Source organism: Sphingobacterium sp. BIGb0116, from assembly GCF_024808035.1.
Lineage (GTDB): Bacteria > Bacteroidota > Bacteroidia > Sphingobacteriales > Sphingobacteriaceae > Sphingobacterium > Sphingobacterium paramultivorum.
Genome location: NZ_JANUDT010000003.1, coordinates 1 through 26267, shown reverse-complemented (window position 1 = coordinate 26267; position 26267 = coordinate 1). Strand labels below are relative to the sequence as shown.

Sequence of the window (26267 nt, the reverse complement as noted above, 5' to 3'; positions counted from 1 at the left end):
ACCGATCATAGACCTGTCGTCATACTTTTCAGAACCGACATAAAGATTAAAATGGGCAAAAAATCAAAAGTAAAAAGGCAGATGATACTGATTACGGGGAGTAGTATCGATAAATCACCATCTTAGGATAATGGCATTATTTGGTATGGCAGGTAGTTAATGCGTCATTAACTCCTGCCTGTATTATTATAACCAGTTATTATTACTATTTAGATTTTCGCATCCATCAGTTTATTTTCTGAAATTGTTGGCGTATTTAGTTTTATTTTAATTACAAAAGCTCTTTTCGTTTTCAAATTTTCAGGGACAATGATATCGAAATACGTATTTGTGTCTCTATCCAAACCAATATTTGCTTTTTTCAGCAGCAGATCACGCTGATGATCTAGTAAAGCTGCCGATGCGGGAACCAATTTGGCATTTCTAGGAAAAGCAAGTCTTAATATACCATCTACAGGTCTATTGATTACCGTTAAGAATAGCGAGGTCGGATCAGTTTTGCTCAAGGTGTAGTAACCATATTTACTTTCTAAGGGAAAGTTTTTCACTTCATAGATGGCTTCAGCATTCGCATTCGTCCATTTTCCCAATGCTGTAATCAGTTCATTCTCATGTTTACTCATATTTCCATCTTGGTCCGGACCGAAATTAAGGACAAAATTACCGTTCATGGCGCGAGATTTCATCAATAAATCGATGATGTCATTTGTTGTTTTCAAATACATTCCGTCCGTATTTTTTATATATCCCCAGCCGTTAGGCGGTATTGTCATCACACAGTCCCAATCGTTTCCGCCAAGCAACTCCATATCTGCAGGCATCTTCCGCTCCCAGCCCTGTTCATAATCGCCCAATAAGACGCCGTTTGAATCAAAATGCCGGCTTTCATATTCATCATTTCGAAAACGCGAACCGATGATTAGGTTTGGATTTTTATTTCTCAGCTCTTTCTCTAGGTTGTATGTAAACGCATAAGCATTTATCCAGGAAGGATCCCAGGTACCATCAAACCAAAAGCCTTTTATTTTGGGGTAATTTGTCTGTAATTCCAGCAGCTGGTTTCTGGTATATTTCAAAAAGCGATCAAAGCGAGCTATCTCATCAGGCGTTTTTGGAATGTTTTTGACATAGTCCTTGTTGTTCCATTCCTCTACAGAAAAATATAAAAACACATCGATCCCTTCCTCCGTATATGCATCCACCACCTGCTTCACGATATCTTTTTTATAAGGGCTGTTCGCTATGGTATAATCCGAATATTTAGAAGGCCATAAGCAAAATCCATCGTGGTGTTTTGTTGTAAAGATGACATATTTCGCACCCATTTCTTTGGCGCGCTTGGCCCATTGTTTTGCGTCAAAATTTTTTGGATTAAATTGTTTGTACAAGTTGTCGTATGTTTCTATCCAATTTTCAGGTACGGTAGGTCCCTCCCATTTTCGAATCCACTCCGATGCCGGTGCACCGCTCCGGGCGCTTACACCATTCCATTCATTGCCCGGAATGGCATATAAACCCCAGTGGATAAATTGGCCTAGCCCATAATTTCGAAATGCGGCCATTGCCGGATCAGTCCTGTTTGGCTTGGTAATGGCGCCAAATTTCACTTCAATGGGGTGAGCAGGTTTTTCCCTTTTGCCTGTCCACTGAGCCTTTACGAGCCCCTGCTGGAACAATGCAATAGCCATCAAAATAAGTATACGTTTGCTGGTTTTCATCTTGAAAAAAAATGTATAGATTTTAAATTAAGTTATTTATCGTCCTTAGGTAAAACAGACCAAATGAATGACGGATGTAATATCCAGTTAAAAAACCAGATTCATCTTATCAGAACCAAACGCAATCGGTTGTGTGATTACCGAAAACGTTTTAGTGTAAAATGAACACCTAAACACTGTTAATCAACAAAATAGCCACAATAGCTGTTACCTGACAACCCTGGTCATATTTTAACTGGCGGGGAGTTAATCCCCGATTAACTCCCTGCTCTCATCGTATTTTCATCGAGATTTCATCGGGTGCTGATCGGATTATCCCGATGAAATCCCAATGCCAATTCGATGAAAATTGCTGTAAAGGCAGGAGCTGGTTGGGAGCACGGGAGAAGAAAGTTGGGCAATCGTGCAAATAATCTTAAATTTGAAACCCTTAAAAATAAACAATGGAAATACGACACTATCAGCCCTCCGATCTGGCACAGATCAGTCAGTTATTCTACGATACGGTGCATACGATCAATGCAGCAGATTACAGCCAGGAGCAATTGGATGTGTGGGCGACGGGTCAGCTCGACCTGAAGGCCTGGAACGAGTCCTTTTTGGCCCACCATACCTTCGTTGCAGTGGTGAGTAATCAGCTTGTAGGATTTGGCGATATCACTCCAGCTGGCTACCTCGACCGCCTTTACGTGCACAAAGACTATCAGGGACAGGGTATTGCCACTGCACTGTGCAATAAACTGGAAAATGCTGCCGTATGCGATTTATTTACAACCCATGCTTCGATTACGGCAAAGCCCTTTTTTGAGCGCCGTGGATATCGGGTCATCCAAGAGCAGCAAGTCAGCCGAAAGGGCGTGGAGCTGACAAACTACGTGATGCAAAAAAATAGATAAAAAAACGCCTCCCCATTAAGAGAGACGCCCGAAGAAAGTAATGCGTATACAGGTAAAAATCGATTGACCGGGCAGGTTATAGGCCGCGGTAGCTCTTGCGCAGGCGTTCTACATCCACATCACGGTAAAAGCGTTTGTTGCGCTCGCGCTTGGCTATGCAGATATAGCCATCGCGCTGCAGCCGATAGAGCGTCTCGGTGGAAATACCGACATGCGATTTGACATATTCGGCATCACGCAGCAGCACATTTTCCGCTTCCAGCTGCTCCCGCAGCTCGAGATAAGTTGCCAGTTGGCGCTTTAGCGCCAGAAGTTCCAGCAAGATCAATTTTTGGGCAAAGGAATGCCCAGGACTTATGGAAAAGCCCTTGAGGTACTGATTTTTACGCATACATATTTATTTAGGGTTTATAAAAAGTTCATAAAAATAGGCCAATCAACAATATTGACGTAAGCGTATCAACCCCATATCACTTACACTGATCTCCAGATCGGTACGGTCTGGGAGAGAAATCTTACGATCGACAACGGTAGTAGCGAAATTGACATTGACAATAAAACCGCGGTGTACCCGCACAAAAGTACTTTGAGGAAGCATGGCCTCCGCCTCATCCATCGTCAGTCGGTAATTGAAATCTTCTGCTGGCTGCCGCAAATGAAAGACCGCATAGTTTTTACAGGAAGATACCGCCACGATATCGCCAAACTTGACCAGCCTGTCCATATTTTTGAAACTAAACCATTTTCCGCTGGGCTCAATATTGAAATCCATCTTAATGTGGATACTTTTCTGGTCCAAGGCGCGCTTGAATGCCAGGTAAAGATCCGAGAAGCTTACCGGTTTTATCAGGTAGTCGGCCACGGCAATCTTGATCCCTTCGTACGCATATTGAGCAGACTTGGTATACAAAATGACGGGCGGGCGCTTCTCCCCGGGCAGCGTCTGGTACAAATCCAGTCCTGACATCTGCGGCATCTCCACATCCAATAGCAGCACATCTGGCGGATTATCAATAATATTATTAAAGCCGTCTATCGCCTTGGTAAAACTCCTGATATCTCCCACCTGGCTGATTTCCCTAAATGCACTTTCCGCCATACGGATATCGTATGCATTGTCGTCAATAATGACCACATCGTATTTTGCCATATTATTGGTTTTTGAAAGTCAGTTTCACTATAAAATATTCCTGATATGCCACCATATACTCGAGCTCAATGAGCTGATTTTCCATCGATTCAAATAATCTGTTGACCAGTTCCAGGCCCTTGCCCGTTCCTTTTTTCACATCAGCTGCCGCAACACGGTTATGGATCTGCAGCTGCATACCTTCCGATACCTTAATCCATTTTACTTCGATCCATTCATCTGGATCATCGGGGCTATACTTCACCGCATTCTCGATCCAGGTCATGATGGTGAGCGTGGGGACAGATCTGTTCAAGAGCTTTTTATCCATAAGCTCCTCCCCTTTGATCTTAAAATTTCTGTTGCTGGAATAAGAGATCAATATTTTCGTGTATGCCCATTCCTCCCCAAGAGGTACCAATACCGTTGGGTTTGCGATCTTGTTGCTGACGTACTGGAAGAACACCAGGCTCCTGCTGCGGATGCGCTTGCTCCTGGGCTGCAACAGATCATAGACGTTGCCCAAAAAATGGCCTGACAGCAATTGCACATTCGATATATTTTTAATCTGCATTTCAGCCTTCCGAAATTTAAGGCCGGTGTAGTACCTTTCCCAGGTGAGGTAGTCGGTCAGGTATATTGCGACAAAAAACAACAGACCACCAATGATCTTACTGATCAGCACCGGTTTATGCGCGGGCAACCATGGCGCCGAAAAACCATCCATAAATTGTGGTACCAGACCATAAAAGTAAAATTTAACGACGTGATAGACTGTCAGAACAGCAAGGATTATTAGCCCATAGCCGAGCCAGCGATGGCGCTGCTTCCCTAGGGCAGTCCGATATCCCAAATAGAGCAGTAAAAAATAAATCAAATAAGGAAATAAGAACACACTATAGCTTAATGGTGTAAAACGATGAATTTTTGTGGCATTAATCAGTGTTAGACCGATTATCATCAGCCCTGCCGCCATAGCCGATCGCATCCATAAACTATTATGAATCGCATTTAGAGTAGGGTTAGGTTTCATATATTAACATTTTATTCCCTCTAAATTAACAATTAACTTTAAAGAAATCAAGCTTTAATCTGAAAAAACTGTCTATTCCGAATGTCGAACAGATATTTTTGCTGTTGATATTCCAGGGGTAAGACCCAGCTTCCCGACGCTGCTATCCCCCGGCTAGTATTCGCTTTATCGCCATTGTACTGATGGATAAAAGCCCAATTCTCCCAATATATCCACCCCTGGTTCATCATCTGCTGAAAGCTGAGCTGAAGCCCTGAAAAAGCATGCATCATTTCCGCTGCAGTAGGTTGTTTCGTATCGGTCAAAATAGGCACAAATGGATGGACAGCCCAGGGTATCTCCTCTTCGCAGCGCTCCATATAGGTGCAGTATACCGGGATACGGAATCTTGTCGCGAGCTTTAAAATATTGGTCCGCCAGCAGAAATAGTGCGCAGCAAAAGGGACGGGCAATTTATTGCTATCGCTGTGATCTACACGCTGCCCTTCGTTGGCATCCATAAAAACAAGTACAAGCCGTTTTTCCTTTACTGCCGACAAAATCTTTCTGAGCGAATAGGAGTTATTGGCATCAATACATTGCAGCATTTCGCTAGGCAGCTTCGCATTACGGAGCTCGGCATCATAGTATTCAGCTTCGCGCTCCAGAATAGATGCCGCGGCAAGCAGCGTAATCTGATAACCGCACTTGACCAGAAACTTAGGTAGTAATCTGTAAGGGCCATAATGAAAGGAAATGAGTATACCTCCTGCAGGTTTTATGTCCATTAGCAAAGGATCGAAATTAGGTAATTGATGAAGAGGATAGCGTTTATATAGGTGTTGAAACTGATTCCTGTTTTTAAGCCAGCTTGTATAATCTTTCCATAACTGTTCAGATGCTTTATCCGGGTAAAACTGCTGTACATTGGCCAGCCACATGAGACGGTGCAGGTTTTTGGTCTGTTGGGTATCCATAAGATTGATTTAAAGGAGTTAAAATAGACGACTTTAAGATCAGGAAGGCCTACCGGCCTTCCTGTTTGCAGGATTAGCAGTTCCGCCCGCTTAAAATGATTCGGGCCAACATTTGTCATCGCCCAGATCAATCAGTGGTGGGTCTTCGGAGAAGAATTCCATAATGGAGCTTCCGACAAAGACGATGGGTTCCGCTACTTCGATTTCTATTTCCATTTTTATCTTTAGGTCGTCGACCTGTAACCATCCGGGTCAGGTCATTCCCGTTGCTCCGTTAAGAGCATTTCTTATTCCATTTGCTGGCCAGCGTGACAAAGATGAAAATTGCCTTTTAAACAAAAAATAAATGGGAAATAAAGTCTTTCTCTGGGATAAAAGGGATTTTGCACAGCGATCAAATGTTGAAAGCTAAATTTGTCCCTGTAATTGCAGCGTTCATCCCCAGTTAAACCATTTATTTCCCAAAAATTGACTTCACCAGCTGAGTTTAATAAATTGTCGGCCTATTTTAAACGAACAATTACTGCCAAATACTTAATTATGAAGAAAAATAAAGAATACCTGCTCGATCCCTTTTTTAGGGATATTAACCCTAATTGGCAGGCTGAGATCCCCGAGCTGTCATCGGTATTTGAAGAAGAGCGCTTTATGCAGGGCGAACGGCTCGTCAACGACTGGGGCGAGCTTTATCTGATCGTTGACGGCATCTTTGGGAAATATGAGAAGACCTGTCCTGTGCGCTATGCCCTAGCTGGCGAATCGTTGATGATCCCCAACCATAAACACCGCTATCAGTTTACCGCACTAAGTGACTGCTGTACCTACCGTACCTCGCTCCGGCAACTGGAGGAAATAAATGCGCACAACTCGAAAGTCTTTCACCTGTATGCCAATCTCACAGACAAACAACAGACCTATCTCGATTATCGACATAAGCTATTATCGTTAAACAATCAGGATAAGTACGATTTTGTATTTGACAAATACCCCGATCTTAGAAGCTACGTGAAGCATCATGAACTGGCCCGGTTTATGGGAATCAGCAGCGAATTGCTCCGCCGCCTTTTGCGGGATCATGATTGCTAATAGCCCAATTTTTTGGGCATCCCGTCAAAATCTTTTGTCGTTGTAAACACAAAACTTAGCCTTCAAAATCCCAATATAGATAATGGGCTGTGCTTGAACTTTGTAATAGCAGCTCGGAGACAGCAAAACAATGCCATTCAGCTTAATCGAAGAAAGTAATATGTACAGGTGAAGCTTAATCCGAAAAGCCCAATAAAAAACAAGATTATGAAACAGCACAAAAGAAAATTTGCCCTATTCCCGTGTGTCGGTATGGTATAGCAATAATCGAAAAGGACTGGCACAGTAAGGCGTTTCGGTCTGCCCGGCAGAATCTGTGAAACCGGATACATCTTGGATGTAGCTGATTAATAAACAAGAATTGACTAATTTAAATTTTTGCAACATGGCATGGTTTCAATTAAATGCAGGGGGTAATCCGACAAATCCGTCGCATTACAGCAGTGTGGCAACACCTTCCTGCAGTGGATCAACTAAGATTTGTGCTGTAAATGCTACTGACAACGGTAGTGGACAGCCAGACCTTACAGATTCACTAAAAAATGAAATGATTGTGGCGCTCCAAAATAATAGTACTTCCTCAAACGTCAGATTGAGAAGTACTCCATAAGGATGTAATGCACCATAGATTAAAGCGGGGGAAATAATCCCCCGTTTCTGCTTTAACATATACATAGATTTATTTCTTTGAGACTACCAGCACTTCCATCTCCCGCTCACCTTCTACAAACTTTAACCCTTGTCCCTGCATCTGTTGATTGAGTTCTTCCAAGTTTGTAAAATCGCCTAACTTAATCCGATCTTTTTTATTCACTTCATCATAGACCGGCGGAAATAAGCCACTATAGTCTACTAAAAACGCTAATACGCCAGTCCCCTCCATGCCCTGCCGAATATCATTCGGATCAACAACAGCACGAGGGCCTGTATTGTCCTCTTGAAGAATCAGACAAGGTATTATCCGTTTTTCAAAGCGAACATCCAAACCCAAGAAAAGATTTAAATCATTGATTACCGCATGCGTTAGGGCGATACTATCCATCGGTATCGAACTTTTCCGCTCGTAGCAAATTCCATATTGCGTAAGCCATTTTTGAATCCCGCCCGTATTTTCGGGGTAATCTAACACATCTTTATTTACGTTATCCCAGATGATACGATTATTTCCCAAAAGGTACTGTGGCTTTTTGATACGGCTCAACAGAGCCTTATAAGTTCGTAAGATACCATTGTTGGAAAGTGTAATTTTCGTTGTACCAGCACTTGTCTTCGTTTCCTGAATACCTTCCCATTGTGGCCAGTCTTCCGAATAGCCCTTCAGTAGAACCGAAGCAATCCCATCGCTGGCATCGTTTTTCACATCTGAAAGCTCCATATAATCATCTTTCAGCGAAGCCTTTATATGATCTTTACGCACAAGTTCGTTTACTCCTTCTACCGTTATAAAATCACTAAAGGTGACAGCACGGACTATACCATTCTTTACGACAGCTACATGAGGAACTCCGGCATGCGGAAATAGCGCTTTAAGCTGTTTGTCATTTATAATCGTCGGCAGGATGGCGTCCTTTTCTTTCAGAAACTTGTTGTTTTGGTAAAATTTTTCGATGGTTGCCCTATCCTGCCAGGTCACCATATAAATTTGCACTTCAGCTCCCAGCTTCTTTTGTAAGGCTTTGAGCTTGGGCATACTTTCGATACAGCTGACGCAATAGGTATCGAAGAAATCATAGATTACAACCGACGGGTTTTTACTCAGCTCAATCTTGCTGTCGACCAACTCAACTTTATTTAGCTTTGGCATTTTGTCATTTACCTTTAAGCCTCTACTCTGCCCAAATGCATTGTTTAAATGCAATAACACCATTATGGAAAACAAAACTACTTTCATTATATTTCTTTTCATTACTTCTTGATTTATATTATTTTAGAAACTCAACATTAACTATATAATACAGGTTTAATCACGGGCATTCTGCGTCGTACCCGACTCTTGGATGGCTACTTGGGGAATCAATATTGTGTACTTTTTACTACCAGGCTTCAGCGTATATGACTTTCCATCTAGCATCCTTGTCAGTGTCTGCACAGAGCTTGCCTCTTGATTGAGCCTTTTTAGATCTGCCCAGCGCAGCCCTCTAAAAATTAACTCTTTCCGCCGCTCTAGAAGCACCTCATTTAGCAGCGCGGCGGCATTGGTACTTTCGAAAGGGTTTATACTGCCCGCCTTGTAGCGAACCGACCGGAAAGTATTTAGGCCCTCGGTTGCCAGATCAAGCTGGCCGAGGCGTGCGGCAGCTTCTGCCCTTGTCAAATACATCTCGGCCGTTGTGAGGCCCACGAATATTCCCGATAGTGAATTATCGTACGAGCCTTTGAACACCATACCATTGCCAGTCTGTCTGAAAAAGAGGCCTCGTCGCAGATCATTTGTCGCATAGCTCCTAAAGAGCGTCGTATCCACAAGTGCATAGCTCTGTCCCAAGGCATAGCTGGAAGAACTCGTTGCCGGAAAGAGTACCTCAGCATTGAATCTTGCAAACGGCAGGCTGGCAGTAGCATTGAGACTATTATAGTCCAGCAGTGTAGGCTGCAGGGCTAGCGCGGAATCTGCATATTGAAATGCGCGCTCATTATCTTGCATTTCCAAATAAAGTCTGGCCAAGCCAGCGTAGGCTGCTGCCCTACCGGGCAAACCTTTATTTTCTGCCTGCAGAGGCAAATCACGCGCTGCAATTGTATAATCTTTTATAACCTGCAGGCAGGTTTCATAGAGCGAAGCCCTTACCGAGCGCTCATCCAGGTTCGGCGAAAGCTTTATCGGCAAGCCGAGGGCTTCGGGCGCAGTGTCCTTGTCGTAAGGCGGTGTAAACACCTGCATCAACTGCTGCATAGCAAATGCCCGAAAGAAAAGTGCGGCCGCGTTACATACCTTCCATCGATCACCTGAACGATCTGTGATTTCTGCCAATACCGATAAAACCTGATTCGCTTGGTAAATAGCTTTATAGGGGCCCTGCCACTGGTTGGTCGATACAATCGGTTCATCCGACCATATGTATACGTTACGTTCGTCAATATCAGAAATAGCCTTCCATGAGGATGAAGTCAGGTAATAGTTGTCCGCAGCCACTTCACCATAACTGGGATACTTGGTATTCATGCTACTGTAATCATTGAGCAGCAGCTCACAGTCCTCCAATGTCTTGGGGATAACCATTTTGGCGTCGGGCTTTAAATCCAAATAGTTGTTACAGCTCGATAGCAGCAAAAATGAGGAAACCATCCATTTAAATAATCTCTTAAACATATTCCTTTAATTATATATCTTACAATATGTTATGAACAAAAAAAATATTCGATACACGATTTTTTGTCCCTAAAACTTTAAGTTAACACCGAGTGAAACGGCCAAGGGGTCAGGGCTGCTCCTGCCAAATTCAGGATCTATTCCCAACTTATTAGCCCGCCATAGTGTAGCGATATTTGCCATATAGGCGTATACCGAAGCACTTTTATATTTAAGTCGCTGCAGCGATGGTAAATGATAGGTCAGCTGAATATCCCTCAATTTGATGATCCCTGCATTTTCTACGAGTGGCGAAGATGCTTCGTAAAAGTAATCTGCATAATAATTTGCAGGATATGTAAATACCGGTACATCAGTAAAAGCTTCATCTCCCGGTTTCTGCCATCTTTTTGCATAATCTGCATGGCCTACCCGATCTGAGATCAGTCGGGTATTATTCAATGTACTTCGCATAAATACGTGCCCGAGCTGAAAAGCAATATTGAATGAGCATTCCACCGGACCCCAGCTCAAATTATTACGCAAAGAGCCAAAGTAGACAGGCATTGCCGTACCATGACTATCCAGGTCAAATACCGTCGTATTGTTAAAAATTTGGCTATAATCCTTCGAAATCTCCCCATTTACGTAACCTCTCGCTTCCCCTGTTTCTGGATCAAGACCGGCCCATTTGTAGGCATATACCGTATACAGATCAGCCCCCTCTACGGGCGTCATCAAATTGCCAAATGCTCCACCGATAAAGTTGGAGGCCGTAGGGTTAGCAATGTATGACTTAGCCACTTTGGTCCGGTTGTAAGCGAATACAAGATTAGAAGACCATTGCCAGTTGTTCTTTTTGATATTGACCGAATTAATGGATAGATCTACTCCTCTGCCATGCAGATCGGCACTATTGACAACGAGGCTATTAAAACCAGATGTCGGGTCTATGCGGGAAGAGGCGATCAGATCTTTTGGCCTTTTATCATAATATTCCATTGCTCCGCTCAGCCGATTATTGAGAAAAGAAAAGTCCAGCCCCAGGTTCAATGTACCGACCCTTTCCCACCGTAGACTGGGATTAGGCGGCGATTGCATGGTAGCATAGGGTTGCCCAGTGATAAAGTGCGGTGTTGTCTGAATATTGATTATCGGATAAGCCGAGGTATTATTATTCACATTACCATTATACCCATAGGTAGCACGCAGTTTGAGGTAGTCAGTCGTTTTTAACCCTATAAATGATTCTTTTGACATCACCCATGCTAAGCCAACAGACCAAAAAGGCTGTCCTTTACTATTGGATTTCACCCCAAAGAGGTTTGAACCATCCTTCCTAAAACTCCCTGAGAGCACGTATTTATCCAAATACGTATAGGCGAGGTTGCTATAATACGAGCGATACCGATTGGTCAGTTTAGTAAGCACATTATAGTCCGGAATGGTCAACTCCCCTGCCATCCCATTCAGATAAGGATAATTGCGTGTATAATCCACGTTGACATAGGCATAAGTCTCGGGGTTAAAACCATAATAGGCATTGGAAGAAGAACGCTCGATGTTTTGCCTAACCTCTACTCCTGCAATCATATTCAGCCGATGCCGATCAGCAAAGCTCCGATCAAATGAAAGCAGCGCCCTACCCTGATGTGCCTGGCCCAGATGGTTGAACGGCTGATAGAAGTCACCTACGGGCACCGCAAAGTTCACCTTTTCATTATCCCAAGAAGCATAATAATTGATCAACTCGCGCATGCTGATGCTGTTTTTACTTCTGTAGGTTTCTTCAAGACCATTATTATTCCGATAGCTGTAATAGAGCGAAGCCCGCAATCCAGTGATGATCTCATAATTTAGATTAAAGTCAAGTACCACCTCTTTGTTCGTCCGACGGTTATACGTTTCATTTAATTCAGCTAACGGTCTATAATTCCAGTCCAGGAGCCTACCTCCGGCGACAGTATCCCGGAATATCGGATTCATGCCTACGGTCTCAACCTGTAGGGGCTTACCGTTCTGATCTGCTAGTTGCATGTAGGGATAGTTGCCAAAACCATTACCCAAGCTATTATATTCTAATGGTGCATCACTCTTTCTGTTTCTATTCTCAACGTACTGAATTGCCACTTGCATATCCATCTTTTTGAATGGACGATAAAGGTGACTGCTCCTGAGCGAAATCCGATCATTGCCGTAAGTCACCACTCCACCTTTATTTTTGTCGAAACCTACAGAAAATAATGAGGCTACTTTAGCACTTCCCCCACTGAGTTGGACGTTGTATTGCTGCTTTATTGCATTTCGATATATGTATTTATCAAAATCATTCCGCATATCGCTGTTGCGCAGCCGATCGATCTGAGCAGTAGCTTCCTGTTCCGTAAGATTTCCCTGCTGCTGTTTCCGAAGGATCTGTACCACGGGGCTAAAATTATTCCAGATATCATTAAACATCCAGTCATAGTACCCCTGATCGAAAAGGGCCTTTTCTACATCAATAAAATCCGAAGAATTCATCTGCGGTTGATAGTAGAGATCAGGTTTGGCAGCTATTGTCAGATTCGAATTCAAAGACAGTTCAAAAGGACGTTCGAGCACACCTTTCTTGGAGGTGATGACGATAACGCCATTTCCAGACTGCGCTCCCCAGATTGAAGCGGCTGCAGCATCTTTGAGCACGGTGATATTCTCGATATCATTGGGGTTGATATTATTAAAATCACCCTGATAAGGCATCCCATCGAGCACGATCAAGGGCCAACGATTGGGGCCGATTGTGCTATTCCCACGGATATAAATATTTGGATAATTGCCGCGCCCGGCTGCAAATGTCTTGACCGAGGTAATACTAGGTACAACATCCTCCAGCCTGCTTATAAAATCTGTTGACACTTTGCGATTGAGTAGCTTATTGTCCACAAACTCAAAACTCCCCGTTGCCCTTTCTTTCGGAATCCTTTGGTAACCCGTAGAAACTACCTCCACCTCGTCCAATTGATTCTCTATCGGTATCAATTTTACATTCAATGATACCCCAGCAACATAAGGCAGTTCTAATTGCTTGAATCCCATGTGGGAGAATGAAATTGTGCCTTTCGGATTTGAGGTATGGAGAGAAAAGGAGCCGTCATTTTTGGACGAAGCCCTACCCTTTTCACCTTTTACTCGAATGGAAACCCCTTGGATGGGTTTTCCATCAGTGGATGACACGACAGTACCGCTAACTGACAATAGCCCTTCCGCCCCGCTGTCCTTGCGGGGCGTCTGAGCTGATAAACTAAACATATGAAACAAACAAGCCAGCATAAATAGGGCTTGTTTGTTCTTCAATGCCTTTAAAAGACAAATAATGACATTGAAAACTAAAAAGTATAGATTCAGTGAAAACTGTATCATTCCCTTTACGCTCTTTGGCATCGGCACAGGGGTACATGCCGACATCATCTGCCTCAAGCTATATACTATACAATCGAAGGGGTGCTTTTTACCCCACGTAAATGCCACTTTTTTTAAATTATTATTTGCAGCATTCTTTGTAGCTGCCAGATATGCTACCTTATCCAATAAGGCAGCCATCAGATTTGATCTGTGTTTCATCTGCTTATTGTTAAGGTTAGTCTGCTATGCGTTCAAAAAGATCATGAATCCTTTTCGTGATCGAGAGTTCTTGCCTACTGAGCTGGGTGGTCTCCGCATCGGAAATATCGATGTTATCGATTGCAACGGGATTGGTATGCGCCATAAAATAGGCGACCAGTAAACGAAACAAATCCGCTGAAAAAACCTGTTTATGACTGACTACATAGATTTCATTCATATAGTTCGTATCCGTGTGATTTTTTAATAACAGGTTGATTGTATTCTGAATACTTATGAGGTCATACTTTTCCCAGAAGTCGGTAATTTTTTGGATAGGATCATATCCAGTATCATGTACTTCATAGAGTGCCAGTTCTAGGGCTAGCACATTTGAATATTTTTGGTTCATTTTATAGGTTCAATAAAGATGACTTGAGCCCTGCCGTAATTTTTGAAAAGGGCATAGCTTCCCCAGTTGCGATTTTTCCGCATAAAAAAGGGTTGTCATGTGCAGCATTTTTTAAAAACTGCTTGTACAACAAGAAAAAATTAACAGTTCCGCAAAGCGCCCGCAAATTGGTTACAAGTCATCATTAGGGGTCTTTATGGCGCTTCCTCTCGGAAAGAAATAAAAACCCGACCTATTTAGTATAGAATAACAATACAAAATTATAGTATTTAATTTTGTTGTTTAGAAATAAAAATGCTACATTTAAGGTGTTCAAAGTCTCGTAAGAGCAATTTTATTAATTACACAAAATTAAGGGTGTAGTGTTATGAATACAGATCGGGAAAACCTAGTCTAAGGGCCTTTCTAGTGCTTACCTGTTCGGCACGAACTATTTTGCGGATGCCGCTATCCCCTATTTTGGTTTTATACTGTTTTTAATCGATTATTCTGGAGCCCGAATAATCTTGCTTATTAAAATTGAATTTGAAAACCTTGTGCGAACCTCCTTGAGGTAAGCCTGGCATTTTAGACGGTGTTTAAATCGTTTTTTCATAATCTTATTGGTTATAAAAACGATGACACTCGAAAAGTTTAAGGAAGCTCAGATTGATAGAAACCAATAGGGCGAACCTTGCTGCTTATATGGTTGAGGGAAACCGGCAGGAAACCCTTTGGCAGTATAATCTACAAGAGATTTTTCTGCTTCACCTCCAAAAAGACTGATGCAAAGCTCGCCCTATTGGCTATTAAATATCAGTAAAGATAAAAATAATCCAATAGAATGGCGAACTCGCAGTCTTCTCGCAGGTAAAATTTTGCCGGTTTTCTCAAACGAGAGACATCGTTAGTGTAGGACTGCTCCCACACTTGTTGTCGCATTTATTATAAAGCAAATATAAACAATCATTTCCATTTTTCAAAACAATATTAAAAAAATGGAAATCACTCTATTTAAACAATATGGATATACCTTTTATTTTCTTAAAAAATGTTGAAACTGCAAGAGAGCATTTAGGTCTTTCTGCGACCGATATCGACAACTTACTTAAACAATATAATATCAAATACTCTTCCTTAAAGAAAAAAGTGTCGTTAGAAACTGCTTATTATATATCTAAAATATTTAATAGAGTTATTGAAGATTTTATTGATGACAATTTTGATCCATTTGAGCTTAATACAGTTAACATTAAAACGCAACAATATATACAACATAATTCAACAAATGAAAAAACCAATGTAATCTCCAGTTTTATAAATGCCTACGTTATAATCATTATAAAAAATCTCCCAAAGGGCACTCGATTTGTCAATTCTGACATAATTCCTAAACTGCCGCCAGTTCTAAATTTAGAAACTTCTATCGATTGGACGAGTGGTTTATTAAAGGGATTAGTAAAGAACACTAATACTTTTAGGAAATCTGCATATGATAAAGACCCAAGAAATCGCGGTGAGGCCATTTATGAGTTAAAGATGGAGGTACCTGAGCACACCATAAGGAAAGCAATTAAGAAAGTGGATACTGTATGGCTTAAAGATTTTGAAAGCAAAAATACCTTAACCAATAAACTATAAAATATGTTCTCATTCGGATTATTCATGTACCTCATTTACGGAGGATTTATTGCAATCTGTCTCTACGGGCTGTACCTGGTTCTTTCAAGTCTCCTTGACAGATATCTTATCGCCAAACGTGATCACACCGCTGCATTACGGGAGCAAAACGATATTTTAAGAGATATTATAAAATCTGTTAGACCTAGCGACGACAATACTCCTCCCACTACTATTTAAGTTTATTTAATATTTAATGAATTACGTTGTAATTACGGAAAATGACGTTTCCCAATGGAAGGATAACACAGGAAGAGAATATCACTTCCCAAAACGCTATTTAAAATATTTAACAAAAGGAACGATCGTTATTTATTATAAAGGACTAATGAAAGATCGGTCATTTGTATCCAAGCGTATGACCGCATCAGCACATTACTTTGGAATTGCGCAAATTGGGGACGTCAAACAGGATAACGATTCAAAAAAAAATGATTACTATGCAGAGATAGTCAATTTTAAGCCTTTTTCATCCCCCGTTTTAGCTAAACAAAATGGTACGTTTTTAGAATCAATACCATCCGTAAAAATTAAAAATTATTGGCGAGATGGCGTAAGAGAAATCGATAAGGCAACATTTGACAAAATCATTTCATTATCAGATCTGAGTGACTTTAATGCAACAAACGATAATGCGCAGGGTACTACGGATGCTTACACCAGCGCGGTAGAAGGTGATCCTAAGCAATCTTATTCAACAAGGTATGAGCGAGATCGCGAGCTCCGAGAAAGAGCCATTGAAATACATGGACTAAATTGTATGGGCTGCGGCTTCAATTTTGAAAAAGTATACGGTGAATGGGGAGCCGGATTTATACACGTCCATCATACGAAACCATTATCAGATGGTGAGGGTGAGAGAATAGTTAATGCCGAAACCGATATGATTGTACTGTGCCCCAACTGCCACTCCATGATACATCGACGCAAGAAAAAAACATTGAGCTTAGATGAACTGCACCTATTGCTTAAAACTATCAACTAATTGATCATGGATATAACTAAAGTAGTTTGTGGGATCATATTTTATAACGATGAAGTATTAATCTGTAGAAGAAAACCTGAAAAATCTTTAGGCGGCTATTGGGAGTTCCCAGGAGGTAAAGTCGAAGGCTCGGAATCTTACGAAGAATCTTTGCTCCGTGAACTGATTGAAGAACTCAACTTGAAGGTCGAAATTAAACAACACTTTTTCGATACTGTACATCATTACGATAAAGGCGCTATCGAGTTGATTTCTTTCATTTGTGAATCTAGCGGTACTGTGGTAGAGTGCACAGATCATGATAGGCTTGAATGGGTAAAGGTCAGTGATCTATTAAATTGGGAACTCTCTCCTGCTGATGTTCCTATTGCGAAGGAATTGATTGAAATGTACTCTCAAATAAAATAGCATTGGCAACGCAATTCCAGATAAACGCCCCCAGTCTCGAATCGCAATGGCGAGCGATTATACTGTTTGGCAAAACTCAGCAACATATAAGTTTAGAAAAAAATATTACTTAAACAGAGAAAAATTAAGAAAAAAAGTGTATCTTTCTACAAAAGCAGTATAACCTAGCACTCTTAGATTCTACACTTGAATGTGAGAAGCAAATGAAATTGGAGAAAGTTTTTGAGTCATGAATAGTATTAAAAACTATTTAAAATGCCATTATATAAACAGATCGAGGAATAACAGTATATTTTTTAAATTTCTAGAGGAGCCTTGTTAGTTGGGGACAAATTGTTTTTAACAGGATCGTTACTAAAAATTATTCCGAGCAAACTATCGCTAAGAGAAATGGCTTGGAATTCATTTTACATATCTAGATTTTTAAGCAAAAAAGAGTTTAATTATGACAGCTGTATTATTGTAATAGCTGGATTGAAATTGTCTATCAAATTATCCTGTAATTTCCTAACCATATTGGAGAATCCTAAATCACATTTGAGAAATGTACAATACAGTCATATTTAAAGAATATTAGAAATGAATTCAATAGCAAAAGTTAAAACCATCCAAGAAGTTATAGATTTGATAGATGAAAAAGTTTTAATAGAAATCCCTGAGAATTTAGTTAATAAAATAGCTGAAAATCTTCTTTTAGTAGAAAGATATATTAGAGGAGAAGTGTCAATTAAATCAGACGAAGTTCAGGCGACCAGAGTATTTAATCACAATAAAGATAAAATTATAGAAGTTGAATATAAAGGGATAGTATATAAATAATATCAGCTTTTATAAAATTTCTAAGATCAAAAATTATTGGAAAGAGACGTTTATTTTTAATTTAAATTATGTACATAGACTATACACAATGGGAGGAATTTGAATATAAATTGAATTCGCTGAATTTAGATGTAAATAATCCTCGTCTTAAACATAGAGGATCTCCATTAAATCAAAAACAAATTATTGATTTTTTAATAAAAAATGAAAAAGTTTATGAGCTTGCAAAAAAGATATCTGAAGAAGGATATTTTGTGGGTGAAGCGCCTATTATATGTATTGAAAATAACAAAAAAGTTGTTCTTGAAGGAAACAGACGCACTGCTGCATTAAAGGTACTTCAGGATCCTAAAAAATATCTCTCTAACATTAAGGCTAATATACTGTTAAATAACCTTGTTAAAAATAATTTTCCTGCAGAAAAAAAACTACGATGCTATATTGCTCCTAATAGATTATTAGCTAATCCCATAATCTATAGCCGCCATAATGGACTCTCTTTGGAAAAATGGAAAACTGGAAACCAGTATGTTTTTGTTGCCGAAATGTATTATGAAGATGGATTGTCTATCGAGGACATCTGTGAAGTCTTAAATGAATCAAAAGCCAAAGTACTAAAACCACTAAGAGCTTATAATCTTTTTTTAGAGGGGCAAGATATTTTAAACCGAGAAGATGGAATTTCAATTGATATAGGAAGCTTTGAATTCACCAATTTAGAAAGGTTTTACAACTTTGAAGGAGGTAAAAAATTCCTAGGGATAGATTTTGATGATAATAACGGTGAGCTTATAATAAAATTTCCTCGAGAAGAGTTTGAAAAGAGACTTTTAGTAATATTTAAAAGACTTTTAGATTCAGAACGATTCTCACGAGACTTTAATAAGGAAGACCAAAAAACTGATTACATTAAAGACCTTTACAATGATCCAACCTTTGATTTAAATGTAAAAGAGACGGATGATAATACAGAAAAGAGCAAATCGTCTGAACAAAATTCAAACCTAGAACAAAGGAAGGGCAATACTAACACTCGAAGAAAAAGTACTTTATCTAAAAGTTCCGCCATCAGAAATTTTATAATTCCGAGAGATTATTATCTTACATTTGAAAATGAAAAATTGGATTTGCTATTTAATGAGCTCAAATGTTTACCAGTTGATCGACACTATTCTTTTGCGATTCTTATAAGAACATATTTGGAACAAGTACTGTATTTTTATATCGAAAAATGTGAATTAAAGCATGTAATATTAGAAAAAACTAATATTGAAAAGCTAAAAAACAATCGAGCAAAAACTAAAACTTTAGTAGATTTGCTTAAAGGGAAATATAAAATTCAAGATCAAGAAATTGAAGTTGAAATACATCGTATTTTGAAATTTGATGGAGACAAAAATTATCTAGCGGGCTTAAAAGTAATGTTGGATTATATCAAAAATCAAGAACTCGCGAAATTAATCTCAGACCCATCAAAAATAAAAAATATAACGGATTTCTTAGAAAACGTAAAAAATGGATTAGATTTAGCAGTTCATAATATAGATTATATGGTGGACTTGAATGTAAATAGAAGAGCGTGGTCTACTCTCTCACCTCTTTTTGAAGCTTTATCAAATAATATAAGCAAAAATATCTAAGATATATTATTTTTGCACTTAAACGAACGAACTTTGGCAAATCCAAGAGGACAAAGCCCCCTGCGTTATCCAGGCGGCAAAGCGTGTTTAACACAATTTATTACCCAATTAGCTCAACAAAATGAGTTAATTGGAGGTCGGTATATTGAGCTTTATGCGGGTGGAGCTGGGGCCGCTCTAAACTTATTGTATAACAATATCTTTGATCGTATTCATATTAATGATTATGATTATAGTATATATTCTTTTTGGTTTTCTGTTTTATATCAAACTGATGCTTTCATCAAAAAAATAGAAACCACGCCTATTAATTTAGACGAATGGCACCGACAAAAAGAAATATTTAATCGGGGAAGAGATAACGAGCAAATTGATTTAGGTTTTGCAACTTTTTTTCTTAACCGCACGAACAGATCAGGGATTATTTTTAAAGCAGGGCCAATTGGTGGTTTTGAGCAAACTGGTAATTATCTTATTGACGTACGCTTCAATAAATTAAATTTGATTGAACGCATAGAGAAAATCGGTAATTATGCAGATCGCATTAATCTAACGAATGAAGATGCGACCGAGGTCATTAGTAATATTCAACATTACACAAATGATCTAAATAATAGCTTTTTGTACTTAGATCCCCCCTATTATAACAAGGGAAAACAGCTTTACCTGAATAATTATGGACATGATGGACATGAGAGTTTAGCTCAACAAGTCTACCGCCTTCCTCAAAATTTAAGATGGCTCATTTCATACGATAATGTTGAACAGATTAAAAGAATATATAGAGATTATCGTTTAGCAAAGTTTGATCTTAATTATACCTTACAATCTAAAAAGTTCGGAAGCGAATTGCTAATATTCAGTGATAATCTTAACTTAGGCAAAGAGATCACTGTCAATGGACGTTCAAGTGACTTAACTATTTTTAGATATCTACAAGAAAATGAACCAGCAAATCCAATACATATCGCCTGATCAGCTACATTTCGATTTTCGTAATCCTCGGATCGCTGAATTTCTTCCTACACCCAATACTCCAGAAAAGGAAATCATTAAAATTCTATGGAATGTAATGGGAGTCGAGGAAATTGTGTTATCAATTAGAGCTAGTGGATTTTTCACTAATGAGCCCCTAATAGCTATTCTAGAAGATGGGAAAAATATTGTACTGGAAGGGAATAGAAGACTTGCTGCAATTAAATGTATTTTAGATCCGATAATAGCCGATTTCATTGGAATAAATAAAAATACATTAAATATTTCCCAAGATGCTCGAAAAACACTTGACCAAATTCCTGTAATCTTTGTTAATGATCGTAAAGATGCTTGGAAATTTATTGGATTTAAGCATATCAACGGCCCTGCAAAATGGGGCAGTTATGCTAAAGCACAATATATAAATCAAATAAAAAATGAGTTTGATATACCATTGGAGGAAATTGCCTCTCAAATTGGTGATACACATAAAACTGTCCAAAAATTATATCAAGGACTGCAAGTTATAGAGCAAGCTGAAAGTTTAGGAGTTTTTAATCGAACAGATATTCAAGCTAATCGTCTTTATTTCTCTCACCTTTATACTGGCTTAACATATGAAGGTTTTAAGGAGTATATCGGTATAACTGGCGTTCCGGAAGATCAATCAAATCCTGTTCCTGAAGATAAAAAAGAAGAACTAGGAGAACTCTTGACTTGGATATATGGAAGTAAGAAACAGGATGTACCGGCAGCAGTACAATCGCAAAACCCAGATATCCGCAGACTTGAAGCTGTTCTTAAAAATAGAGAGGCCATACATGCATTAAGAGATGGTGTCCCTTTGTATCAAGCTTATGAAATAAGTCAACCAAAAGAAGAAACATTTGAACAAAGTTTATTGGAAGCTAAGCGTGCTTTACAAAAAGCTCATTCCTACCAAACTGAAGGTTTTGACGGACAAGATGAAAGTCTAATGAAGCATTCAGCTTCGATAGCAAAACTGGCGGAAGAGTTATACGATTTAATGGAAAAAAAGTATATCTCATTGAAGGAAACGGGCAAAAAGAAAAGATTATTTGACGAAGATTAACCATTTTACCTAGATTATGTTTAAACTTCCAAATGGAATTCCTACTAATAGAACATCTGCTCAGGACTGGGCAGATTATGCCGAATATCATGCTATTTTACATGGTAATGTGAATCTATTTACTCTGACGAAACCATCTAGAATGATATCCGATGAGGACGATATAATGGGGATCGATGATGATTCTGATAGGTATTTACAGAAAATAGATGAAATTTCTTCCGAAATCCTTTACCGTATTCAAGTAGGTGATAATTTATATCCATTTCAATTGGAAGATAATGATTACAATTTACGTTATATTGCCAAATCCGAATATAGCGTAGTTGTATATCCCTACTTACTTTTAGCTACTCGTGCCAATATGAGTAAAGATCGGATAAAAGAGAATATCGATGGCTCACTATTATTTGAGCATCTTTGCTCTCTAGTAGTAAAAAATTATTTCGGATTTCGTGCAGAAGTAGATATTCTCGGCACGAGTAAGGAAGATTCAAAAAGTTTTAGGGAAAAATTACGCGATATTGCTAAGTTACTCGGTGAAGGTGGAGAAATTCACGAACGTCCCGGACACAAACCCCAAGATGATAATGTTGACGTAATTGTCTGGAAAGGTTTTAAAGATAAACAGCCTTCTAAAATGATTGCATTTGGTCAATGCAAGACTGGTACCAGCTGGAGTGACCGTTTGTCAGAACTAAATACCGATGCATTTTGTAAAACATGGTTTACTAGCCAACCTGTGCTAACCCCTGTCAGAATGTTCTTTACCGCACAATATTTCCCTAAGGAAATTTTTCATGTAAGGGCCTATGAAGCTGGTTTGGTTTTCGACCGTTTCAGAATCCTAGACTATTTACCCGAGCAGCTTGATCAAGATATAGTTATAAAAATGACTACTTGGACAGATGCTATTAGGGGTCATTATATGAATTAAATTGAATAAGCAAACTCATGTCAATATTTCTCAATTTTTAAAACAAGAGGAAACCCAACTTTAACGGTGGAAAGGAATTATTAACAATTTTGAAACTACAAAACCATTTCGTACAAATAATTATTATTTAAGTATTATGACAATTTGTGATTTTATACAAAGTCAATTCTTCAGTGACCTTACTATCGCTGTCATCGGATCGGCAATTGGTATTTTGGGTTCATTATATATTTTTAGAAAAACAATAAAAAAGGATAAAGATAAAGAAGACCAGAAACGAAAGGATTATTTAGAAGGCCGCCTAAAATGGACGAATGAACTTTTAAAAGATGTAATAATACAAGCTAAAAATCAATCTGAAAAATACACTGAACAAGGAAATAGTATTATTAACAACCCTTTTAAATATTATGTTGTAGAAATACTTGCGTCAAATCAAATTGACCGTTTACAAAGAGTAGATTCACAAGATTTATTTGATGCGTTTTTGAATAAATTTGGGGATGGTGAGGCAACAATAAAAAAGTACAAAACCTTTTTGAATAAAGTTGATTTCCTATCTAAATTGCTTGAAATGGCATTTAGATCCAATGAAGAAAATATTGAAAATTTTGGCAAAGAACAAGAAAATCTGAGATTAAAAATAGATGCATTCTATAGCAATTTTGTGAATTTAAAAACTGATCCTCAATTAAGTCCCGATATTAGAAATGTAATGTCAAAATATTGGGAAGAATTTCAGAAATATATTGGAACAGGAGAAGCGGATCTTCAAGAAATGTATATAATTTTTTTTATACCACTATTTGATAAAATAAAAAATTTGTCTTCAAATGACAATGTATCTGGTAGTAAAATATTGCTAATTATTAGAGAGATAACTACCCTCATGCATCATATGTCTGGTAATAATTTATATTATGCTAAAAGAGATGCATTAACTTTAAAAGCGAGACTTGAAGATTCCATTAATTCATTAGATGGGTTAAGTAACGAACTTATATAAACGCAAGTATGTTTTGGTTGTTGATTTGAAGACTTTCATCATCTTAATTGAAGGGGAAAATTTAATGATTAACCGACGGTGTTAAAAAAAATTGAGTATTTCGGAATAATGGACTCTTTCCACTTTTGGTGGTAATTCAATCATATTTATCCAGCGTTCCAGACAGAATATTTCGACAGCTATTTAATATTTCCTATTGGAATTCGTATGTTCGTGAAAAACGGTAATGGAAAATATACAAATTGTTTTTACTAGCACTTTAATTGCAGGATTGGTTTCGGCTATTGTTACATACTTTTTTAATATCAGATTGAAAAGAGAAGATTATAAAAATGAATTTTATAAAAAGATTCTTGATAAGCGAATGATTGCATACGGTTATTTAGAGGCACAAATTGCCGTTATGAAAACTACAATACTTGACGATGATAATTGTGCGTATCACTATATATTCTCCCAGGGAATGGACAAATTTCATGAATTTTCCAAAAATTTACATTTAGCAATGTCTTACAGTCTTTGGATAAACGATAATACCGTTAAAAAAATGGAAAATCTAAACGATTTATTTTTAAAAATAGATGCAAATTCCAATGACAAAAACTTAATAAGCAATGCAAAAGAAAACTATCAATTGGTTGCAAAGTTGAGAAGGGAATTAGAACAAACGTTAAGAGATGACATGATAAATTTGCATAAAATTGAAGGTTTCAATAAACTTAAATATACGAAATCCAAAAGATTTACCATAAACAATTAAAATAACACAGTATTAATTTAGATCGGTTAATTAAAGCCCCTATCTCCTAATATTATTATACGGATTTTTATAATGGCAATCGAAAACAAGAAAATGGAAACCAAAGAATTTAGATGGCAGGATTATGAAAAGAAAGTTTTTGACACATTATCAATTGCATTTCCGGAAAGTAACATAAGTTTTGACGACCTTATTTTAGGTATTTACAGTAAAGCGGAGCGTCAAATAGATTTTGCTATTCGAGATAATATGGCCGGTAAAAAAATTTTGGGAATAGCTGACTGTAAATACTACAATAAAAACATCAATATAAAGATGGTCGAAAGTTTTATAGGAATGATGCAGGATGTCAATGCAAACTTCGGCTTTTTAATTACCAATAGGGGCTACTCGCAGGCCGCCAAAAACCGAGTGAGATATTCCAATCTTAAACTTGACGTTCTAGAATTAAATGAGCTGAACGAAATAGAAATTACCGCAGATTACTTCCTTAACCAGAACATAAAAGGCCTACAGTTATCCAAATCCGAATTTTTACGACGTGGCAAGCAGAATAGCAGCTTTTTTGATGAAGAAAAATCAGATTATAAGAAACGGAGAATTGTTTTTAAAGAAGGGTACGCAAACTACGAATACCACGCATTCAAAAAGCTGTTTGAATCTACAGGAAGATCATTCCGTGATTTCGAAAATCTAGAACATATAAAAGTCTTTATACCAGCAAAAAAGAATGACGAATCTACGGATTATAAAGATGTTATGTTTCTATATTCGATCAATATAAACAAACAGCAATTTGAAGAATTCACGAACCTTAGTTTTGAAAATTTGAGGAATAATATCAAAGACTGGCGAAGTGATTTTATAAACGCTAATATAACAAAGACATATATAATTGAATTTGCAGATCGATTCGTTACGAGTACCCAATATTCAGATTACAGTTCGATTAAGTTTAATAAATAGGATAGTTTAGTTGATGATGAGTATAACTCCAACGGTCTTATACGTCTATAGCTTTACAGTTTTGGACAGTTATATGTGCTACCGCAGGTGTTAGAAAATTACAACTCATATGTGGACGCAAATGATTATATGAACCATAAGCCACCACTTCGGAAAGTATCTTGACACTTTTGATATGTGCATTGACCTAAAATCCTGGTATGACCAGCAGGCTTAGAGTTTATAATTTTATTTCTCCAGTAGAATTATTATCTTGACAGGGCTTTCAACTAATTGTCATAATGAATAACTTAAAATTATATAACTAAATCAACAAAATGCCCAATGTATAAATCTCTTCAAGCCAAGCTAAAAACCTTTCATCAGGTCTGTAATAAGCCTTCAGAATTTAGAATTGCGTTTGCACCATTTTATAGAAAAGACTTCTATACTATTCTAAATGAGATAAAAAAAGTAATTCGCTCACCTTATCTTGTGCTCCTGTTAGCTAATCAGAATTCAGATGTTATCTATGAATCCGACGGGAATTTGCCCGACTACTTTTCGTTTCGGATATGTGGGAAGTTAAAAAATGAAGTAGGCTCGGCCTCCTTTTATGAAAGTAGATACTTGTTTTTTAATACAGATTCGGACAACGACAGGATAGAAATCTACTCAGTCAACAACGATCGTAACTCTCTTTCCCCGATGGAAGAAACAAAAGACAGGTACTTAGTGGCATCTATAAATTCTAAAGAGTATAAAATAGAAAAGATCCGAACTGTCTTAGTGGCCTTTTTAATGGAAGAATTAGAATATCTCACAAAAACTTTTGCGATAGAGCTAAATGGATATACTTGAACAAGCTGACCCCTCAAAATTGAATTAGAATTAGGGATGCGTAGTGCGTTTAAAGCTGTTATTCAACTGCCATACTGGCTG

The 26267-nt window shown here is 38.3% G+C and carries 24 protein-coding genes; 15 read left to right on the top strand and 9 right to left on the bottom strand.

The window, feature by feature from the left end:
* Nucleotides 1–209: 209 nt before the first annotated feature.
* The gene (locus tag M2419_RS09025) at nt 210–1718 is read right to left on the bottom strand and encodes an alpha-L-fucosidase (RefSeq protein ID WP_259254822.1); all 1509 of its coding nucleotides are present in this window, start codon (nt 1716–1718) and stop codon (nt 210–212) included.
* Nucleotides 1719–2161: 443 nt separating this feature from the next.
* On the opposite strand from M2419_RS09025, the gene M2419_RS09020 reads away from it, so the two are divergent.
* Nucleotides 2162–2614 (top strand): GNAT family N-acetyltransferase, encoded by a 453-nt coding sequence (locus tag M2419_RS09020; protein WP_259254820.1) that lies wholly within the window; start codon nt 2162–2164, stop codon nt 2612–2614.
* Between the two features lie 76 nt (nt 2615–2690).
* Here M2419_RS09020 and M2419_RS09015 read toward each other — a convergent pair whose 3' ends face one another.
* The 4 genes from M2419_RS09015 to M2419_RS09000 are packed head-to-tail and all read right to left on the bottom strand — an operon-like array spanning nt 2691 to nt 5732.
* Entirely contained in the window at nt 2691–3005 is a 315-nt protein-coding gene (locus M2419_RS09015) for a MerR family transcriptional regulator (RefSeq protein ID WP_259254819.1), read from the bottom strand.
* 45 nt (nt 3006–3050) lie between these two features.
* Nucleotides 3051–3764: a LytTR family DNA-binding domain-containing protein gene (locus tag M2419_RS09010; protein ID WP_159727081.1), complete on the bottom strand. Its 714-nt coding sequence runs from the start codon at nt 3762–3764 to the stop codon at nt 3051–3053.
* Between the two features lies 1 nt (nt 3765).
* Nucleotides 3766–4776 (bottom strand): hypothetical protein, encoded by a 1011-nt coding sequence (locus M2419_RS09005; RefSeq protein WP_259254818.1) that lies wholly within the window; start codon nt 4774–4776, stop codon nt 3766–3768.
* A 47-nt stretch (nt 4777–4823) separates the two neighbouring features.
* Nucleotides 4824–5732 (bottom strand): hypothetical protein, encoded by a 909-nt coding sequence (locus tag M2419_RS09000; RefSeq protein WP_159727085.1) that lies wholly within the window; start codon nt 5730–5732, stop codon nt 4824–4826.
* 540 nt (nt 5733–6272) lie between these two features.
* Between M2419_RS09000 and M2419_RS08995 the strand changes: the two genes are divergently transcribed.
* The gene (locus M2419_RS08995) at nt 6273–6818 is read left to right on the top strand and encodes a hypothetical protein (RefSeq protein ID WP_159727087.1); all 546 of its coding nucleotides are present in this window, start codon (nt 6273–6275) and stop codon (nt 6816–6818) included.
* 385 nt (nt 6819–7203) lie between these two features.
* The gene (locus tag M2419_RS08990) at nt 7204–7428 is read left to right on the top strand and encodes a hypothetical protein (protein WP_159727089.1); all 225 of its coding nucleotides are present in this window, start codon (nt 7204–7206) and stop codon (nt 7426–7428) included.
* Nucleotides 7429–7497: 69 nt separating this feature from the next.
* Here the strand turns inward: M2419_RS08990 and M2419_RS08985 are convergent, their stop codons facing one another.
* From M2419_RS08985 to M2419_RS08970, 4 genes are all read right to left on the bottom strand, one after another.
* Nucleotides 7498–8724: a hypothetical protein gene (locus M2419_RS08985; protein ID WP_259254817.1), complete on the bottom strand. Its 1227-nt coding sequence runs from the start codon at nt 8722–8724 to the stop codon at nt 7498–7500.
* Nucleotides 8725–8778: 54 nt separating this feature from the next.
* Entirely contained in the window at nt 8779–10128 is a 1350-nt protein-coding gene (locus M2419_RS08980; protein WP_259254815.1) for a RagB/SusD family nutrient uptake outer membrane protein, read from the bottom strand.
* Between the two features lie 69 nt (nt 10129–10197).
* Nucleotides 10198–13707 (bottom strand): SusC/RagA family TonB-linked outer membrane protein, encoded by a 3510-nt coding sequence (locus tag M2419_RS08975; RefSeq protein ID WP_259254814.1) that lies wholly within the window; start codon nt 13705–13707, stop codon nt 10198–10200.
* A 16-nt stretch (nt 13708–13723) separates the two neighbouring features.
* Nucleotides 13724–14098: a hypothetical protein gene (locus M2419_RS08970; protein WP_259254813.1), complete on the bottom strand. Its 375-nt coding sequence runs from the start codon at nt 14096–14098 to the stop codon at nt 13724–13726.
* Between the two features lie 1002 nt (nt 14099–15100).
* On the opposite strand from M2419_RS08970, the gene M2419_RS08965 reads away from it, so the two are divergent.
* From M2419_RS08965 to M2419_RS08910, 12 genes are all read left to right on the top strand, one after another.
* Entirely contained in the window at nt 15101–15718 is a 618-nt protein-coding gene (locus tag M2419_RS08965; RefSeq protein ID WP_259254812.1) for a hypothetical protein, read from the top strand.
* Between the two features lie 235 nt (nt 15719–15953).
* Entirely contained in the window at nt 15954–16742 is a 789-nt protein-coding gene (locus M2419_RS08960) for an HNH endonuclease (RefSeq protein WP_259254811.1), read from the top strand.
* Between the two features lie 6 nt (nt 16743–16748).
* Entirely contained in the window at nt 16749–17150 is a 402-nt protein-coding gene (locus M2419_RS08955; RefSeq protein WP_259254810.1) for a (deoxy)nucleoside triphosphate pyrophosphohydrolase, read from the top strand.
* A 579-nt stretch (nt 17151–17729) separates the two neighbouring features.
* Entirely contained in the window at nt 17730–17969 is a 240-nt protein-coding gene (locus M2419_RS08950) for a hypothetical protein (protein WP_259254809.1), read from the top strand.
* 68 nt (nt 17970–18037) lie between these two features.
* Nucleotides 18038–19609: a hypothetical protein gene (locus M2419_RS08945; RefSeq protein WP_259254808.1), complete on the top strand. Its 1572-nt coding sequence runs from the start codon at nt 18038–18040 to the stop codon at nt 19607–19609.
* 33 nt (nt 19610–19642) lie between these two features.
* Nucleotides 19643–20584, top strand: coding sequence for a DNA adenine methylase (locus M2419_RS08940; RefSeq protein WP_259254807.1), 942 nt, complete (start codon nt 19643–19645; stop codon nt 20582–20584).
* Nucleotides 20553–21677, top strand: coding sequence for a ParB/Srx family N-terminal domain-containing protein (locus tag M2419_RS08935; RefSeq protein WP_259254806.1), 1125 nt, complete (start codon nt 20553–20555; stop codon nt 21675–21677). Before M2419_RS08940 ends, M2419_RS08935 begins: the two co-directional genes overlap by 32 nt.
* Nucleotides 21678–21693: 16 nt before the next feature.
* Nucleotides 21694–22614, top strand: a complete 921-nt coding sequence (locus M2419_RS08930) for a hypothetical protein (protein ID WP_259254805.1) — start codon at nt 21694–21696, stop codon at nt 22612–22614.
* Nucleotides 22615–22750: 136 nt separating this feature from the next.
* Nucleotides 22751–23620 (top strand): hypothetical protein, encoded by an 870-nt coding sequence (locus tag M2419_RS08925; RefSeq protein ID WP_259254804.1) that lies wholly within the window; start codon nt 22751–22753, stop codon nt 23618–23620.
* Between the two features lie 226 nt (nt 23621–23846).
* Nucleotides 23847–24380 (top strand): hypothetical protein, encoded by a 534-nt coding sequence (locus tag M2419_RS08920; protein ID WP_259254803.1) that lies wholly within the window; start codon nt 23847–23849, stop codon nt 24378–24380.
* Nucleotides 24381–24473: 93 nt separating this feature from the next.
* The gene (locus tag M2419_RS08915) at nt 24474–25346 is read left to right on the top strand and encodes a restriction endonuclease (protein ID WP_259254802.1); all 873 of its coding nucleotides are present in this window, start codon (nt 24474–24476) and stop codon (nt 25344–25346) included.
* Between the two features lie 324 nt (nt 25347–25670).
* Nucleotides 25671–26186 carry a hypothetical protein gene (locus M2419_RS08910; RefSeq protein WP_259254801.1) on the top strand — a complete coding sequence of 172 codons (516 nt, stop codon included), beginning with the start codon at nt 25671–25673 and terminating at the stop codon, nt 26184–26186.
* The last annotated feature ends 81 nt before the right edge of the window (nt 26187–26267 follow it).